Below are 17310 nucleotides of genomic sequence, written 5' to 3'. Positions count from 1 at the left end.
TTACGAAAGCAACAAATATAAAAATTTATTTACATAATAGAAATAAGTTACAATTATTTTTAATAAGTTAACGCGTTATTTACCACGTTTGACAGATGGTCAAATCTATAAACACTGTATACGCTTTAACCAAATTGTAGAAGAGCATCAGACTAAAAATGAATGGATTACAACCTAAAAATCGACATTCTGAAATAGATGTACTAAACCGTACACTTGAAGGGCTTGAAGAACGTGTTGAAGGCTTGATGCAACATGTAAAAGCTCAATCACAGCTAAGAATTCATGAAAAAGAAAAGAGAAGTTCACCGCTATCGAAACTTCAAACTAATCATTCTTTAAATCCTAATCTTCATACTGAAAAAAAATTATTTCTACATCATGCTCCTGAACAAGAAATTATAAAAAATCAAAATTTTGATTATAATCAAGATGAATTCTCAAAGAATACTAAGATGATTAATTTACTGGAACCTGATGATTCTCATTCTATTGAACATAGAAACAAATTAGATTCTTCTAAAAAAGGATTTGAAAATCAATATATGCTCAAAAAGCTTGAAAAGCTTGTGAATCAACTTGAAAACTCAAAAACTCAGCCTAAAGAACTCACTATTGAGAAAAATATAAACCCAGAAAATTCTCAAGATAAGAATATAATAATTCAAAAATCTTCTTTAGATTCGTTTCATCGCGATATACTGCGTTTAGTTGAAAGTATTGATTGGCTATGCAAGGTTACACCTAATGCAACTATCAAGAATCTCCATAAAGAATTCGAAGCATTTTGTTTAAAAATAGATAGTCTTGCTAAAGAAAAATCTCTCCGTGAAATGGAAACCTATTGGCAAGATATTCAAAAATACCTTGCCAAAATGGATGTGCAAATTTTACACCAAGAACTTACTTTTCTGACTCAACAGATGGACGAAGTAAAATACAAACTTGGAGAAATAAAAGAAAATCCAGATGTTAAGACGCTAGAAAAAAAACTGAATTCTCTTTTACTTTCCACTCAGCAGATTGTTAAATTATTGCATCCTATAAATGGAGAAGTTATACTCGAACAGTTTTCAGGAATTGATTCACGTCTTTCTGAAATAAGTCAAACAATATCTACGAATAACCATACTATAGGACAGGACAATCAAAAGCTCATTCAAAGAATTGAGAATCGTCTAGAAGCGTTAAATAACCAAATTCAAAAACTACAGAATGAATTTAATAAGCGTCAAGTCCCTACTGAACTAATCTCTCAACTTCTTGAAGTCCTCCACGCTCGCATAAAGGAATTAGGAGTTTCTGAACAATCAACTTTGAGATTAGCTGAACGTTTAGATGAATTTTCAAATCTTATCGAAAAATCATATAGGACAGAATCTTTTTCAGAACTGACTCAATACCTCCTTGAGATATCCAATAAAATTAATGCCCTTGAACAAGATACAACTAATAAAGATTTATCTAATAAACTAGATTATTTAGTACACCATATAAATGAAATTACAAAACCTACAAAGAATATTTCTCAAGAAGTCTTTAATAATTTACAAAAAACTCTTAAAGAAATTACTTTACACCTAGAAAATGCTTCTCATGCACCACAAAATTATACTGTTGCACTGCGTAACCTTGAAAATCAGATTTGTAATTTATCAGAATATATAAAAAGCAATCCACAAGCGAAAGATCCTTCAGAAGAAATCTATAAACGTGTATCTCTTTTAGAAGATTATATTACTACTAATGATCAATATGTTATAGAAGCTGCTCAACAAGCTGCAAAGGCAGTATTTAAATCTTACGAAGCAAAAAATAAAGAACTAAACTTTTCAGATAAAGATGACATTAATCAATCTAATAAATTACAAGAAAAACCCCAAAAACATAATAAGAATTCTTTTCAAGAACTTCATAATACACTTGAACAAATTGCTAAAAAATTAGATAAAATTGAATCTAAACAACATAATACTGTTAAATCACAAAAAACTCCTTACTTTGAAGAGAGCCAATCCATTTCATCTTCTATGAATTCCTCCTCCCTAAAGAAATCTCATGAACAGTTGAATATAGAACCTGATAAAGAAGAGAAAAGAAAAGAAAATCCTATTAAACGTTTGTATAAAAATTTTAAGAAAGGAGAGGAAGAGCTTTCTTCCTCAGATAAGCTGTCCTTTATTGAGGACAACATACCATCTATAAATTCTTTAACTCTTTCTGATAATTCTGAAGAAGACTACCCTCTAGAACCCGGAGAAACAAAGATTCCTAGTGTAAAAAAAATATTAGAACGGGTATCATCAATTCAAAATAATGGTCGTCATGAATCTAATGGAACAGATTATATTGCAGCTGCACGACGTGCTGCTTTAGCTGCTTCCATGGAAGATTTAATATATCTAAAAAAAGAGGGAAATAAACCTATTATCCCAAAATATAATAGGACTCTAAGAGAAACCGTATCAAAACATTGGTTTGTATTCATAGTTTTTATTGCAGTTTTAATCACATCTTCATTTCTAATTTCACCTATATTAAATTATGCTAAAAACAATAAGGATACTTTAAATCCACAATCCACCAAAAACTTATCCCAAAAGATAGATCAAAAACCTAAAGAAAAAAAAGTTTCTTTTAATCATTTAAATAAAGATTCTGTTATTGTTAAAAAAGAAGAAATAGAAAAAATCCCTGCTACTAAAGTAGCAACAAGCACTATCAGGATGGAACCATCCACTAACAAATTTTCATCTATTGAAATTAATGTTCCCGACACTATTAAACCTCTTGCTCTATTAAAAGCTGCTCGTTCTGGTGAACCTGTCGCTTTTTTTGAAATTGCTACACATTATCTCGAAGGAAGAAATACTGTTTCTGCTGATCCTGCCATAGCCGCTAAATGGTACAGAATAGCAGCTATGTATAATTTTGCACCTGCCCAATATCGTCTCGGTAATCTTTATGAAGAAGGAATAGGTGTTATACGTAATTTAGAAAAAGCTCACTACTATTACAAGATGGCAGCAAATCAAGGCAACATCAATGCAATGGATAAATTAGCAGCTCTATTTCTGAATTTTGAAAAAACGCCTAATTATAAAGAAGGAATTCCTTGGCTTTTAAAAGCTGCAAATTTTGGGGTAACAAATAGTCAATTTAATTTAGGTATACTTTATTTGAATGGGAATGGCCTGCCAAAAGATATAACAGAAGCGTATAAATGGCTATCTATTGCAGCAAGAAATGGCAATAAAATGGCGGAAGCAAAATGTATTGAAATATCTAAAATCCTATCTCCTGAAGAATTTCATAAAGCTTCTCTGAAAATTCAGTCTTGGAAACAACAAGAAGCAAATCCTTATATGAATAGTGTAATTATACCAAATTCTTGGAGGTATGACGATACTATAAAGCCGTCTATTGATACAAAAATGACAACACGTAATATACAAGAACTTCTTAATCGTAATGGCTTTAATGTTGGTTCCGTAGATGGAAACTATGGTCCAAAGACAATCTCCGCTATAAAAGCTTTTCAAAAATCAGTAAACTTAAAAGAGGATGGTATAATTTCTAATAAATTCGTTAATGAATTAGTTAAACACAGTAAAAATTAAAAATACTTATCATATAATAACTATTACGAATAAATTATCGATTATCAATAAACAACTTATTTTGTCTTTGAAGATGAAATCTTTTTTGTGAGATGGTCAGTCAAAGGCAAGGTTTCTATAGGTCCCAAAGCCGAAATAGTTGGATTTTTATCCCAAAAAAAGCGACTCGCTAAATCAGTTATATCTTTACAAGTAATACACGATAATTTCTCTATAATTTTTTGTCTCTGAATAAGATTCCCATAAAACATTATCTGTTCAGCAATTTCTTCTGCACGAGTAGAAGGGTTTTCTCCTCCCATGATTAATCGGGCACGAATTTGTGCACAAGCCCTAGAAATTTCTTCTTCTCCTACTGATTGGCATATACGATATAATTCCTCAAAGATTGAAAACATCAACTCTGAAAGATTTTCTTTTTTGGTAGCCGCACTAACATAAAAAATACCATTATCAGAAAAAGCTTCATGAGTTGATAAGATCGAATAACATAAACTACGCCGTTCACGAATTTCTTGATATAAACGCGAAGACATACCTCCACCACCAAGAATATTATCCAAAATTAAGGATGAATAAAAATCAGAAGATTGATAAGCACAGCCTAGAAAACCTATCATTACATGAACTTCTGAAAGATCACGGCTTAAAATTTCTGTTCCACCTACATAATAAGATGGAACCAGATTGCGTACAATCGTAGAACTAGACTTAATATTAAAACATTCTTCTACTTTCTTCACAAGAAAATTATGATCAACTCCTCCAACAGCGACTATAAATATACGGTCTGCTACATAATTACGTGACATATAAGCGCGTATCTTATCTGATGTGAAAGATAAAATACTTTCTTTTGTTCCTAAAACTGATCGCCCAATAACCTGATTACGCCATGCTACCTCTGAGAATTTACGATAAACAACACTCCAAGGATCATCTGCTGTCTCACCAATTTCTTCTAAAATAACATCTTTTTCATGGTTTATGTGATCAGGATCAAGTAAAGAATTACTTAACATATCTCCAAGTATATCAACAGCTAAAGAGATATCATCTTTTAAAATGTTAATAGTATAAGCGGTAACTTCTTTAGAAGTATATGCATTAATATACCCTCCCACACTCTCAATTTCTTCTCCGATTTTCTTTGCACTGCGACGAGAAGTTCCTTTAAATAACATATGCTCAAGAAAATGAGCTATCCCGTGTTCCTCTTGTGTTTCGTCACGAGATCCAGATTTAATGTATACGCCAATAGATAATCCTTCAACATGAGGAAGCATTTCGCTTATAATAGTCAACCCAGAAGGATCTTTGCTAATTTTAACAGTCATAATAATCTCTCTTTTAATTTATAAGAATAAATAAGCTCTTTGATTGCTATAATATCATTATTAAGAATCTCAAAATTCTCTTTCCTTTCCATAAGATCTTCTAACCATACAGGAAGCCTTGGCTTGATGCCTGCAGCAGCTTCTACTGCAGCAGGAAATTTTGATGGATGCGCTGTAGCAAGAGTCACCAAAGGAACTGAACTATTCTGATATTCAGACGCCGCATAAATCGCGGTAGCCGTATGTGGGTCAATAAGATATCCAGAATATTCTAAAGTAGAACGAATTGCCTCATTTGTATCATCTTCAGATGCACTTTTAGCATAAAAATCACGCTTTATGTTGTCTAACAGATCAGAAGATAATTTAAAAAATCCATTTTTTTGAAGAGATATCATGGCGTTATTTACCAAAAGAACATCTCTATTACTCGCTTCAAACAATAACCTTTCAAAATTAGAAGAAACTTGTATATCCATTGAAGGAGAGATTGTGGGTTTGACTTGAGTTGTCTTATATAAACCTGTTTCAAGTGTTCTAACAAGAATATCATTATTATTTGTTGCCAAGATAAGATTTTCAATTGTCAGTCCCATGCGTTTTGCTGAATAACCCGCGAAAATATCTCCAAAATTTCCAGTTGGAACACTAAACGATACATTTCGATCAGGGGCACCAAGAGCAACAGCAGCAGCAAAATAATAAACCATTTGAGCTAAGATACGTGCCCAATTAATTGAATTTATTCCTGATAAATTTACTGCCTCCCTAAACGAAATATCAGAAAACATTTCTTTCACTAATCGTTGACAATCATCAAAATTTCCATCTATAGCAATAACATGCACATTACGTGCTTTTGAAGTTGTCATCTGCCTTTGCTGGACCAAAGAAATCTTGTCTTTAGGGAATAAAATAAAAACCTCAACTCTTTTATTTTCTGCAAATGCTTCAACTGCTGCCGCCCCTGTATCTCCAGAAGTAGCCCCTACTACTGTAATATATTGATTTATATCCTCAAGTATATAATTCATAATACGAGACAAAAGCTGCATAGCAATATCTTTAAAAGCTAAAGTTGGTCCATGGAACAACTCAAGGACAAAACTATTTGCACCTATCTGTAAAAGTGGAGTAATTGTCTTATGCCGAAAATTTCTATAAGACTCTTGGATGATCATTTGAAGTTTTTCAGATGCAATTTCACCATCAATAAAGGCTTCAAGTACAAAAAATGCTATTTCCTGATAACTTAAGCCTTGAAGAGCTCTAATTTCTTTCTTTGAAAAGACAGGCCATTTCTGAGGCATATAAAGACCACCGTCTTCTGCCAAGCCTTTGAGTATTACATTACTTAAATCAAGAGAAGGAGCTTTCCCACGAGTTGAAACATATTCCATCAATCATTCCAGTGATTATAGTTTTAATAAAAACATTATACGAGATACAAGCGCACTATATCAAGAGAAGATTCAATGGGAAAAATCAAAAATATTTAAAAAGAACATGGTATTTTGATCTAAGATAAAAATACCATTCTCCACTTCATGATATTTTTCCTAAATCAACTATTGTTCCCTTTTTCCATGTATACATTGAATATCTTTGCGATACAATATCTCCTGTTTCCTTATAGACTATTGTACCTATAATTGTATCAATAGGCCCAAAATGCTTAATAGCATCAGAAACAGCATCCACTCCCTTATCAATCCCTACTTTTTTAATACCTGCTTCAAGGACCTGAACAGCAGCATATGCATTAAATGTAACAGGCTCTAGAGGCACACCTCGAGATTTAAAATTGTTAATAACACCAGCATAAGCAGGATTATCCTTAAAATTTAATGTACCAGTAAAAAGAACACCTTCAGCATTATCACGAGCGATTGTCCATAATTCACTACTCGAAAGAGGTTCTGACCCTATAAAAACCGGATGTTTATCTTTATCAACAAATTGCCTTAGAATAAGACCAGCTTCAGCCGGATAACCACCAAAATATAAAACATCTATATTGGCTTCTTTAAAATGAGAAATAATTACAGAAAAATCCTTTTCACCAGGATTAATTGAATCATACAACTGTTCCTTGACTCCAGATTCATTTAGAGTCTTCTTAAAAATATCAGCAAGACCTTTTCCATAAACAGTTTTATCGTGAATAATGGCAATTTTAGAATTTTTAAAATGAGAAAGAACATATTTTGCAGCAGATTCTCCTTGCTCATCATCTGGTGGGCAAGTTCTTAAAACATTTTTTAAGCCACGCGTAGTTAAATCTACAGCACTTGCAGTAGGTGTAATCATTAAGACACCACTATCATTCAAAATATTTGAAACAGGGAACGATACTGCTGAAATAAAAGGGCCTATAACAAACTGGACTCCTTCACTAATAAGATGATTTGCTGCTGATACTCCTTGCTTTGGCTCACCAGCATCATCTACATTTTTTATAATGACCTTGGTTCCAAGAATCCCTCCCTTATTATTAATATCTAAAACAGCACCTTGCACGCCATTTATAACCTGCTCTCCATAAATTGCTAAAGGACCAGTAATTGGAGATATAACCCCTATAACAATATCCGAACATGCACCATAAGAAAACGAAAATAAAAAAACAAACAACACGCCCAGAAAATTATTAAACTTCATATTTATGTTATCCTAAATTGTATTTATTACTACAAAATAGTAAATCAATATTTTCTAAATGCAATATTGATTTACATCCTGAAGTATATAATTCATAATACGAGACAAAAGCTGTATAGCAATATCTTTAAAAGCTAAAGTTGGTCCATGGAACAACTCAAGTACAAAACTATTTGCATCTATCTGTAAAAGTGGAGTAATTGTCTTATGCCGAAAATTTCTATAAGACTCTTGGATGATCATTTGAAGTTTTTCAGATGTAATTTCACCATCAATAAAGGCTTCAAGTACAAAAAATGCTATTTCCTGATAACTTAAGCCTTGAAGAGCTCTAATTTCTTTCTTTGAAAAGACAGGCCATTTTTGAAGCATCTAAAGACACCGTCTTCTGCCAAGCCTTTAAGTATTACATTACTGAAATCAAGAGAAGGAGCTTCCCCACGAGTTGAAACATATTCCATGAATCATTCCAGTGATTATAGTTTTAATAAAAACATTATACGAGATACAAGCGCATTATATCAAGAGAAGATTCAATGGAAAAAATCAAAAATATTCAAAAAGAAAATGGTATTTTTATTTTAGATAAAAATACCATTCCCCCCACTTTATGATATTTTCCCTAAATCAAGTATTTTTCCCTTTTTCCATGTATACATTGAATATCCTTGCGATACAATATCTCCTGTTTCCTTATAGACTATTGTACCTATAATTGTATCAATAGGCCCAAAATGCTTAATAGCATCAGAAATAGCATCCACTCCCTTATCAATCCCTACTTTTTTAATACCTGCTTCAAGGACCTGAACAGCAGCATATGAATTAAATGTAAAAGGCTCTAAAGGTATACCTCGAGATTTAAAATTGTTAATAATATCAGCATAAGCAGGATTATCCTTAAAATTTACTTTATTAGTAAAAAGAACACCTTCAGAATTATCACGAGCGATTGTCCATAATTCACTACTCAAAAGAGAGTCTGGCCCTATAAAAACCGGATGTTTATCTTTATCAACAAATTGCCTTAGAATAATACCAGCTTCAGCCGGATAACCACCAAAATATAAAACATCTATATTGGCTTCTTTAAAATGAGAAATAATTACAGAAAAATCCTTTTCACCAGGATTAATTGAATCATACAACTGTTCCTTGACTCCAGATTCATTTAGAGTCTTCTTAAAAATATCAGCAAGACCTTTTCCATAAACAGTTTTATCGTGAATAATGGCAATTTTAGAATTTTTAAAATGAGAAAGAACATATTTTGCAGCAGATTTTCCTTGCTCATCATCTCGCTGGCAAGTTCTTAAAACATTTTTTAAGCCACGCGTAGTTAAATCTACAGCACTTGCAGTAGGTGTAATCATTAAGACACCACTATCATTCAAAATATTTGAAACAGGGAACGATACTGCTGAAATAACAGGGCCTATAACAAACTGGACTCCTTCACTAATAAGCTGATTTGCTGCTGATACTCCTTGCTTTGGCTCACCAGCATCATCTACATTTTTTATAATGACCTTGTTTCCAAGAATCCCTCCCTTATTATTAATATCTAAAACAGCCTCTTGCACTCCATTTCTAACCTGCTCTCCATAAATTGCTAAAGGACCAGTAATTGGAGTTATAACCCCTATAACAATATCTGAACATGCACCATAAGAAAACGAAAATAAAAAAACAAACAATACGCCCAGAAAATTATTAAACTTCATATTTATGTTATCCTAATTTTATTTATTACTACAAAATATTAAAGCAATATTTTCTCAAATGCAAATAAGGAACTTCAAAAAAAATTAATAAATAAAATTTTCCAAGAATTTTGTTAAGGCTTCTCCAGAGAGAGGCAACACTATTTCATTTAATTTTAAAACGAACGTTTAATTTAATTATTTATAAACGAACTTCAGTAACCATATAAAGGCATCTACTGAACGTGTGTAAAGAGTGGCCTTATGAGGAAAGAAAAGCTTAATCTACCTGAAATCAATTCCAACAATGAAGAAAAAATTCTCTCTTTCGTTAATAAGATAATAAAAGGTGATTGCATTTCTGTCTTAGAATCGTTACCAGAAAAATCTATTGATATTATTTTTGCAGATCCCCCTTATAACCTTCAATTAGAAAAACCACTATATAGGCCTGACAACTCCCTTGTAAACGCTGTCAATGATAAATGGGATAAATTTACATCTTTTGAGGCTTACGATGCCTTTACGCGTGCCTGGCTACTGGCTTGTCGAAGAGTCCTTAAACCCAATGGAACTTTATGGGTAATAGGATCTTATCATAATATTTTCCGTATTGGCACAATGCTACAAAATCTTAATTTTTGGATTCTTAATGATATAATATGGCGTAAAACAAATCCAATGCCGAATTTTAAAGGCAGACGTTTTCAAAACGCACATGAAACCCTTATCTGGGCCTCTTCGTCACCTAAAATGAAATGCTATACTTTTAATTATGATGCTATGAAAGCTGCCAATGATGACATTCAAATGCGCTCAGATTGGATATTTCCTATATGCAATGGTTCAGAGCGTTTAAAAAACAAAGATGGAGAAAAAGCACACCCGACTCAAAAGCCAGAAGCTCTTTTATCTCGTATCTTCATAGCATCTACAAAACCAGGAGACATTATCCTGGATCCCTTTTTCGGTTCAGGGACAACAGGAGCTATTGCTAAAAAACTTGGTCGAAATTTTATTGGCATAGAACGAGAACAAGCTTATATTGATATAGCAACTCAACGTATTGAAGCTGTTAAGCCTTTTGAATTTACTGAATTAAAAGTTATGGAAGGTAAAAAATCTCAGCCTCGTATCGCTTTTAATGTACTTGTAGAAAGTGGCTTAATAAAACCAGGGCAAGTTTTAACAGATGCTCGACAAACTATTAAAGCTATTGTCCGTGTTGATGGCACCTTAGTTTCTGGTATTGAAACAGGCTCCATTCATCGAGTTGGTGCTAAAGTAAGTGGTCTAGAAGTTTGTAATGGATGGACTTTCTGGCATTTTGATGATATCGGAAAATTACGTCCTATTGATGAGTTACGCACCATAATTAGAGAAGCCATTGTGTAATATATATTATCCTTCAAGATTATACACGAACTCCAAACTCATACTTTCTTTATTATAAGAACTCAAAGAGTTAGATCTTTTATAGTATTATATACACGATTAACTTAATTTGATATGTTCGTTTATTATTATAAAAATTAACACAATGTTATTATGGAACAAAAAAATATCAATCCTGATCACAAAAATCTATTGCAGATAGATAAAAATATTGATTCAAAACCTTTAGAATCAGGTCTTTATGTTATATCCACGCCCATAGGAAACCTAGAAGATATCACAATACGAGCATTAAAAGTTCTTTCTAACGTTGACATAGTTGCCTGTGAAGATACTCGCTTAACAAGTATCCTTATGGATCGTTATAGTATAAAAGCTAAGTTATACACTTATAATGAGCATAATTCTCATAAAATGGCAAAATATTTTCTTGATGCTTTACAGGAAAAAGCTTCAATAGCTTTGGTTTCAGATTCTGGAACACCTTTAATATCTGATCCTGGATATCATCTTGTATATCTTGCTATACAGAAAGGATATCGAATTATTCCTATTCCTGGACCGTCAGCACCCTTAGCAGCATTAGTAGCTTCTGGATTATCGAACAAATCTTTCTTTTTTGCAGGCTTTTTACCTGCTAAACGCAAGGCAAAGCGTGATCTATTAATAACTCTGGCATCTATTCCTTCTACACTTATTCTATTTGAAGCCCCTCACCGTCTTAAAGAAACCCTAAAAGATTGTTCAGAAATATTAGGAGGGGAGCGCTTTGCAACAGTATGTCGAGAAATGACAAAAATATATGAAGAATTTCAACGCCATACTCTCTCCAATCTCGAACTCATTTATAAAGAAAAAACTCAAATAAAAGGAGAAATTGTTCTGGTAGTAGGCCCACCTGATAAACAACCGAATCCATTAAACGAAGAAGAGGTAGACAAGCTTTTATATTCATTATACCAGAAGATGTCAAAAGCAAAAGCTGCAAGCACTGCAGCACGAATTACAGGTATGCCTCGTAAACAACTCTATACACGTCTCCTAGAAAAGGAGATCGTAAATGCTTCGTCGTAATCGTCATCAAGCACTGCGATATGGACTACGAGCAGAATTTTTATCTGCTATTTTCTTAATGTTAAAAGGTTGGAAAATTATGGCATTTCGTCATCGTAATTCTTTTGGAGAAGTTGATATCATTGCTTTTCGACAGGAATTAGTAATTTTTGTTGAAGTTAAAGCAAGATCTAATGTAAAAGATGCTCTTAATGCTGTCTCGTATCTTAGTCAAGAACGCATCCGTAGTGCTGGTAAAGCTTGGTTAGCAACACATAAAGATTTCCATGCTTTTTCATATCGCTGTGATATTATCGCAGTAATTCCATGGAATTTACCAAAACACTTCCCTGATGCCTTCTAAAAAACGGTTATGATGATTTGTGAAATAAATATGAATTATGGGAAAATTTATTATGAATAATACCCAAGACAAAAATAATTTATCTGATCTTTCTTTTGAGAAAGCTATTTCAGAACTTGAAAATATTGTTGAAAGACTAGAACGTGGAGATGTTGCCCTTGATGAATCAATTGCTATTTATGAACGTGGAGATGCTTTAAAAAGGCATTGTGAAGCATTATTATCTTCAGCAGAAGATCGCATTGAAAAAATCAAGCTTGATCGAAATGGAAAAATTCAAGGAATCGAACCTCTTGATGCGAACAATTAATTATAAGTTCTTTTGACAAGATACGTATTTAAATCAAGCCCTTTTAATAATTGGGAACTGATCTTTTAATAATCGTGACACAGAATTTGGCCCCATTGGAGGGCTAAACAGGTAACTTTGACCATAACTGCAGCCCATCCTTGCCAGTTCCTTCGTATCCTGTTCACTAACAATACCTTCTGCAATTATTTGCATACCTAAATCTTGTGCCATAGAAATAATTGAACGCAGTATAATAGCACGATTTTCTCTGACATCTTTAACTAAAAACCGATCAATTTTTATTGTATTAAAAGGAACACGTGTGAGATAAGAAAGTAAGGAATATCTAGTCCCAAACTCATCAAGTGTTAAACCAATCCCTATCTCCTTCAATTTTGAAAGAACAAGTCTTGCCTGCTCAGGATTTTCCATAACCATTGATTCGGAAACTTCTAATTGAATTTTCTCTGGAGAACAAAGGGTTTTTGAAATTAATGCACGAATATCTTCGTAAAGTTCATTAGTCAATAATTGTACACTAAAAACATTAATAGATATAAAAATTGGAGGATCACCAGCTTGATCACGCCAATTCATAAGATCTGTGGCAGCACGTTCTAATGCAAATAGTCCAACTGCATTTATAATATCTGAATTTTCAGCAATCGGTATAAATTCAGCAGGAGGAATATTCCCTCTTTTCGGATGATCCCAACGCAATAGAGCTTCAAAACCAACAATTTCGCCATCTGTTAGACGGACAATAGGTTGATAAACAAGATGCAATTCAAAGTTTTCTATTGCGCGACGCAAATCATCTTCAAGATGTAATTTGTCTACTCCAAAAGCTCTGAAAGCAGGACGAAATGCCTCTATACGATTTCCTCCTGCATGTTTAGCACGATACATTGCTAATTCTGCATCATTAAGCATATCTATTGCCGTAACTTGAACATCCATCCAACTACTTAAACCAATAGATGCATTCAAAATAATTTCACCATTTGTAAAATGAACCGGCATCATAACAGCTCTACCCAAAGCATTCGTGAAATCTGCTATTTTTGCCGGATCTTTTTCTGAAACTAAAATAATTCCAAACTTATCTCCAGATAACCTTGAAAGAGTATCCTGAGGTTTGAGTAAGCGACGAAGCCTCCTTGTCAAAGCAACTAATATATTATCACCAATAGCTATACCCAATGAATCATTAATCTGTTTATACTTATCAATATCTAAAATGATAACAGTCGGACGTAGATAATCGTCATTTACCGCTAAATTCAAAATCGTTGCAAGACGATCAATAAAAACTTGTCGATTTGGCAATCCAGTAAGATTATCATTCAGTGCATCATGAAGAAGCCGTTCGGTTGAATTTTTTTGTTCTGTTACATCACTGATAGTTCCAACACAACGAAGTATTTCTCCATTTGTATTTAAAACTGGACGAGCACGGATTGTTAACCAATGAAAATGACCATCATCTGCACGAATACGAAATTCATGATTTAAACGTCCACGCCTATGCTCTAGAAGAACATCAAGAGTTGTTTGAAAACAATCCCTATCATCTGGGTGAATATATGGAACCCAATTACGTACTGGGCCATGCATAGAGCCCTCTACAAAACCAAATTTAGTGGAAATATCTGGTATTGTAATAACTTTATCACGTGCTACATCCCAATCCCATACAGTATCCCCAGAACCAACAATTGCCAGTGACTGACGCTCCAAATCTGAAAAAAGTCCTTGCGTAACATTACTATCAGCAAATGCATGCTGCATAACAGTAAAACCTATTAAAAGGACAATCAGGACTAATCCTCCGCCAAGCGCTGGCTGTACAATATCATTGTCTAGACGTTTCGTTACTGCCATCCAGGCTCCAATCAACCATACCGTAATAAGTGCCCACGCGGGAATTAAAAGAATAGCACGATCATAGCGATTGAATCCAAGATAAACGATAAAAACGATACCCGCAGAAACAGCAACAGAAAAAGAGATACGAGCAATACCCGACGCTATTGAAGGATCGTAAAAAGATACACCCAATAATATTATTAGAAAACAAATCCATGTTAAGGTAATATATCCAATATGGGTATACCAGCGACTTAAATTAAGATATGTAAAAAGAAAAATAATCAAAGAAGATGATAAAGCTATCTCAGAACAAGCACGCAAAATGCGAGGATCTACTGAAGACAAACTTATAAGCTTAGAAAGAAATCCAAAGTCAAGACAAATATATCCAAGAACCGCCCATGCTAATGTTGCTGTAACAAGCAACATAGATGTACCTTTAACAACGAAAAGAATTGTTAGGAATACAGCAAGAAGTCCTGCAATCCCAAGCACAATCCCTCGATACAATGTAAAAGCATTCACTGTATCTTTATAAGTATCCGGATCCCAAAGATATATTTGAGGAATATTTGGCGAAGTTAATTCAGCAACAAAAGTAACGATAGAACCAGGATTTATTGTAATACGAAATAAATCTGTATCTGGGCTAGGAAGACGATCCAAAGAAAATCCTTCCGAAGGAGTAATAGAGGTAATACGTCTTGATCCAAGGTCTGGCCAGAAAATTTGTGATCCCACAAATCGAAAATGTGGGACAGATATTACACGCTCAAGTTGACTGTCCGAAGTATTCGCTAATGCAAAAACTGCCCAATCACCGTGATGTCCAATTGTTGATGAACGGACTTCAATTCGCCGACGTATCCCATCAAAATCCAAGGCTGTAGAAACTTGAAATGCTTCACCTTTATGGGAATAAATTTCAGTTGCATGTGTTAAATCTAAAGCACTATCATTTCGAGAAATCTTGACTGGCTCAATAGCTTTCACCTGTACAGTTGACTGAGCAAGAAAAGCAACTCCAATCAGAAGAACAAACAAAAGCTTGCTATTCCAAGAAGCTACCTGAAGATTTATAAAGGTAAGATTCATATAATTTCAGGATAATTTTTCATTGTTAAATAAAAAGATAATTTTATATACCGATCTTATATACTATTTAACCAGTCTGTACTAAATACCATCAGCTCTATAAAAATAACCTTATTGTCCTTACTAACATAATGGCTGCAAAATAGCTGTTTGATAACTGAATGCTTTATATTCCTTATAGAAACCTAAAAGTTATGCAATTGACCTTGTACCTACCACCTTTTTAAAATTCTAATATATTCTTAACTCACAGTACTCTCATAAAACATTAAAAACTTGATAATAAACTCATTATTCAAAAAACCCCTTATTGTTAAATGAACCCTCAAATTAAATATAGGAAATTATTTTTTATCTAACAACATATACACGAACATCACATATATTAGTAAACAACAATTTTAGTGATGGTGCCCAGAGCAGGAATTGAACCAGCGACACACGGATTTTCAGTCCGTTGCTCTACCGACTGAGCTATCTGGGCGTTGATTTATTTATCTTAACATAACATTTTCATAACTTCTGTCTAGAAGTTAATTCCATTTTATAGAAAAGATCCCAACCTTTTATTTCTGAAGACTCTATTTTTTATCATTTTACTTACAAAGCAATATCTTTACAATCTTCATCAACACCCCCCTCATGTGTCGAAAGTTTTATTATGTAATCACCAGAAAACCAACGCGAAAGATCTAATAAACGACATCGCTCTGAACAAAACGGATAATATTTATATTCTGACATTTTCTTACATTCTGGACATGGATGTATTTTTCTTTTTAATTCTACCATTCGATAATACTTCAAGCTAATCCGAAAAAACAGGGAACCCTTCCCCTGAAAGCAATAATACTGTCTCATAAAGTGGCAAACCTACTACATTTGAATAGGAGCCCAATAATTTCCGAACAAAGCAACCTGCAAACCCCTGAATAGCATAACCTCCTGGTTTTTCGTTCCACTCACTTGAGTTAACGTAGCTCTGAATTTCAGAAAAGGAAAGCCTCTTAAAGAAAACTTTTGTTACAACTAACCGCTTTCTATTTTGTCCTGAAGGAGATATAAGACAAACCCCCGTACTAACGGTATGCTTGCGACCTGAAAGAAAATTCAAAATATCACAAGCCTCCTCCCTAGATTTTGGCTTAGGAATAATACGACGACCAAGCGATACAACTGTATCAGCTGCCAAAACAAAAACATCATCACTTTCATGTTCCTCAAGAAGAGCTTTGGCTTTTGCAGCTTTTTCAGTTCCAAGACGAAGAGCTAATAAATCTGGTTGCTCTTGTTTTCTTGGAGTTTCATTAATTGCGACAGGGAGAACCTTATAAGGATTAATTCGAACTTGTTTCAAAAGCTCCAGTCTATTCAATGAAATTGAAGCTAAAATAAGCTTATACTTCCTTACATTCATTATCATTACTTAAAACGATACGTAATACGAGCTTTCTTCATATCGTAAGGCGTCATTTCTACAATTACTTTATCTCCTGCTAACACGCGTATCCTATTTTTTCTCATACGACCTGCAGTGTGCGCAATAACTTCAACACCATCACTTTTTAAATCAACCATTTCGTCATTTGAAGTTAAATGAACACGAAAAGTAGCATTTGGTAATAATTCAGAAACTATACCAGAAAACTCAAGAACTTCTTCTTTGGGCATATATAATCCTAATGTAATAATTATAATCTAAATAGCCTCACAGGCTAAAGGAAATATATTATACATAACTAATCATGCTATGTGAACTATATATCATCACTTAAAAATTGATTTTAATACATATAAACCAACATACACTAAAATTATTATTACATATTATGTATTATCCTTTTCCAAGAAATACATTAATATTCTAAAAAAAATGTAAATGCTATCTTTTATAAAGAATTTTGGAGATATAGCTTGT

15 protein-coding genes and 1 tRNA gene are annotated in these 17310 nt (G+C 33.3%); 5 read left to right on the top strand and 11 right to left on the bottom strand.

The genetic code is table 11. The annotated features are described in order from the left end of the window. Window positions 1–158 precede the first annotated feature (158 nt). Window positions 159–3620, top strand: coding sequence for an SEL1-like repeat protein (locus B488_RS00495; protein WP_015272521.1), 3462 nt, complete (start codon window positions 159–161; stop codon window positions 3618–3620). Window positions 3621–3676: 56 nt separating this feature from the next. Here the strand turns inward: B488_RS00495 and B488_RS00490 are convergent, their stop codons facing one another. From B488_RS00490 to B488_RS00470, 6 genes are all read right to left on the bottom strand, one after another. Next, a complete protein-coding gene (locus tag B488_RS00490; RefSeq protein WP_172792753.1) occupies window positions 3677–4960 on the bottom strand; it encodes a M16 family metallopeptidase in 1284 nt (427 codons plus the stop codon). Continuing rightward, window positions 4954–6357 (bottom strand): threonine synthase, encoded by a 1404-nt coding sequence (thrC, locus tag B488_RS00485; RefSeq protein ID WP_015272519.1) that lies wholly within the window; start codon window positions 6355–6357, stop codon window positions 4954–4956. The genes B488_RS00490 and thrC overlap by 7 nt, the downstream gene beginning before the upstream one ends. Window positions 6358–6502: 145 nt before the next feature. Then, entirely contained in the window at window positions 6503–7618 is a 1116-nt protein-coding gene (locus B488_RS00480) for a branched-chain amino acid ABC transporter substrate-binding protein (RefSeq protein WP_015272518.1), read from the bottom strand. Between the two features lie 54 nt (window positions 7619–7672). Further along, a complete protein-coding gene (locus B488_RS00475; protein ID WP_015272517.1) occupies window positions 7673–7990 on the bottom strand; it encodes a PALP domain-containing protein in 318 nt (105 codons plus the stop codon). Then, window positions 7933–8079: a hypothetical protein gene (locus tag B488_RS07370; protein ID WP_280109464.1), complete on the bottom strand. Its 147-nt coding sequence runs from the start codon at window positions 8077–8079 to the stop codon at window positions 7933–7935. The genes B488_RS00475 and B488_RS07370 overlap by 58 nt, the downstream gene beginning before the upstream one ends. Before the next feature lie 147 nt (window positions 8080–8226). Then, the gene (locus B488_RS00470; RefSeq protein ID WP_015272515.1) at window positions 8227–9342 is read right to left on the bottom strand and encodes a branched-chain amino acid ABC transporter substrate-binding protein; all 1116 of its coding nucleotides are present in this window, start codon (window positions 9340–9342) and stop codon (window positions 8227–8229) included. A 243-nt stretch (window positions 9343–9585) separates the two neighbouring features. Here B488_RS00470 and B488_RS00465 point away from each other — a divergent pair, with 243 nt between their 5' ends. The 4 genes from B488_RS00465 (at window position 9586) to B488_RS00450 (ending at window position 12443) form a co-directional block, all read left to right on the top strand. Beyond that, window positions 9586–10716, top strand: a complete 1131-nt coding sequence (locus B488_RS00465; RefSeq protein WP_015272514.1) for a site-specific DNA-methyltransferase — start codon at window positions 9586–9588, stop codon at window positions 10714–10716. A 153-nt stretch (window positions 10717–10869) separates the two neighbouring features. After that, window positions 10870–11790 carry a 16S rRNA (cytidine(1402)-2'-O)-methyltransferase gene (gene rsmI, locus B488_RS00460; RefSeq protein WP_015272513.1) on the top strand — a complete coding sequence of 307 codons (921 nt, stop codon included), beginning with the start codon at window positions 10870–10872 and terminating at the stop codon, window positions 11788–11790. Then, on the top strand, window positions 11777–12133 hold the full coding sequence (locus B488_RS00455) for a YraN family protein (protein WP_015272512.1): 357 nt from the start codon (window positions 11777–11779) through the stop codon (window positions 12131–12133). Before rsmI ends, B488_RS00455 begins: the two co-directional genes overlap by 14 nt. A 52-nt stretch (window positions 12134–12185) precedes the next feature. Next, on the top strand, window positions 12186–12443 hold the full coding sequence (locus B488_RS00450; RefSeq protein ID WP_015272511.1) for an exodeoxyribonuclease VII small subunit: 258 nt from the start codon (window positions 12186–12188) through the stop codon (window positions 12441–12443). A gap of 33 nt (window positions 12444–12476) precedes the next feature. Here the strand turns inward: B488_RS00450 and B488_RS00445 are convergent, their stop codons facing one another. The 5 genes from B488_RS00445 to infA all read right to left on the bottom strand — a co-directional run bounded on the left by B488_RS00445 (window position 12477) and on the right by infA (window position 17063). Continuing rightward, complete coding sequence (locus tag B488_RS00445; RefSeq protein WP_015272510.1) at window positions 12477–15392, bottom strand: EAL domain-containing protein; 2916 nt, start codon at window positions 15390–15392, stop codon at window positions 12477–12479. A 408-nt stretch (window positions 15393–15800) separates the two neighbouring features. After that, window positions 15801–15876, bottom strand: a tRNA-Phe gene (locus B488_RS00440). 116 nt (window positions 15877–15992) lie between these two features. After that, window positions 15993–16184 carry a DNA gyrase inhibitor YacG gene (gene yacG / locus B488_RS00435; protein WP_015272509.1) on the bottom strand — a complete coding sequence of 64 codons (192 nt, stop codon included), beginning with the start codon at window positions 16182–16184 and terminating at the stop codon, window positions 15993–15995. A gap of 16 nt (window positions 16185–16200) precedes the next feature. Then, entirely contained in the window at window positions 16201–16809 is a 609-nt protein-coding gene (locus B488_RS00430) for a Maf family nucleotide pyrophosphatase (protein WP_041770867.1), read from the bottom strand. 5 nt (window positions 16810–16814) lie between these two features. Next, on the bottom strand, window positions 16815–17063 hold the full coding sequence (gene infA / locus B488_RS00425; RefSeq protein ID WP_015272507.1) for a translation initiation factor IF-1: 249 nt from the start codon (window positions 17061–17063) through the stop codon (window positions 16815–16817). Between the last annotated feature and the right edge of the window lie 247 nt (window positions 17064–17310).

The organism is Liberibacter crescens BT-1 (assembly GCF_000325745.1).
GTDB lineage: Bacteria > Pseudomonadota > Alphaproteobacteria > Rhizobiales > Rhizobiaceae > Liberibacter > Liberibacter crescens.
The sequence above is the reverse complement of the archived record's forward strand: the minus strand, read 5'-3'. Positions and strand labels throughout refer to the sequence as shown.

Bases quoted from the DNA above. Each gene is read 5' to 3' on its own strand.
- B488_RS00495 (WP_015272521.1), top strand. From the start codon at position 159: ATGAATGGATTACAACCTAAAAATCGACATTCTGAAATAGATGTACTA.
- thrC (WP_015272519.1), bottom strand. From the start codon at position 6,357: ATGGAATATGTTTCAACTCGTGGGAAAGCTCCTTCTCTTGATTTAAGT.
- B488_RS00480 (WP_015272518.1), bottom strand. From the start codon at position 7,618: ATGAAGTTTAATAATTTTCTGGGCGTGTTGTTTGTTTTTTTATTTTCG.
- B488_RS00475 (WP_015272517.1), bottom strand. From the start codon at position 7,990: ATGCTTCAAAAATGGCCTGTCTTTTCAAAGAAAGAAATTAGAGCTCTT.
- B488_RS07370 (WP_280109464.1), bottom strand. From the start codon at position 8,079: ATGGAATATGTTTCAACTCGTGGGGAAGCTCCTTCTCTTGATTTCAGT.
- B488_RS00470 (WP_015272515.1), bottom strand. From the start codon at position 9,342: ATGAAGTTTAATAATTTTCTGGGCGTATTGTTTGTTTTTTTATTTTCG.
- B488_RS00465 (WP_015272514.1), top strand. From the start codon at position 9,586: ATGAGGAAAGAAAAGCTTAATCTACCTGAAATCAATTCCAACAATGAA.
- rsmI (WP_015272513.1), top strand. From the start codon at position 10,870: ATGGAACAAAAAAATATCAATCCTGATCACAAAAATCTATTGCAGATA.
- B488_RS00455 (WP_015272512.1), top strand. From the start codon at position 11,777: ATGCTTCGTCGTAATCGTCATCAAGCACTGCGATATGGACTACGAGCA.
- B488_RS00450 (WP_015272511.1), top strand. From the start codon at position 12,186: ATGAATAATACCCAAGACAAAAATAATTTATCTGATCTTTCTTTTGAG.
- B488_RS00445 (WP_015272510.1), bottom strand. From the start codon at position 15,392: ATGAATCTTACCTTTATAAATCTTCAGGTAGCTTCTTGGAATAGCAAG.
- yacG (WP_015272509.1), bottom strand. From the start codon at position 16,184: ATGGTAGAATTAAAAAGAAAAATACATCCATGTCCAGAATGTAAGAAA.
- B488_RS00430 (WP_041770867.1), bottom strand. From the start codon at position 16,809: ATGAATGTAAGGAAGTATAAGCTTATTTTAGCTTCAATTTCATTGAAT.
- infA (WP_015272507.1), bottom strand. From the start codon at position 17,063: ATGCCCAAAGAAGAAGTTCTTGAGTTTTCTGGTATAGTTTCTGAATTA.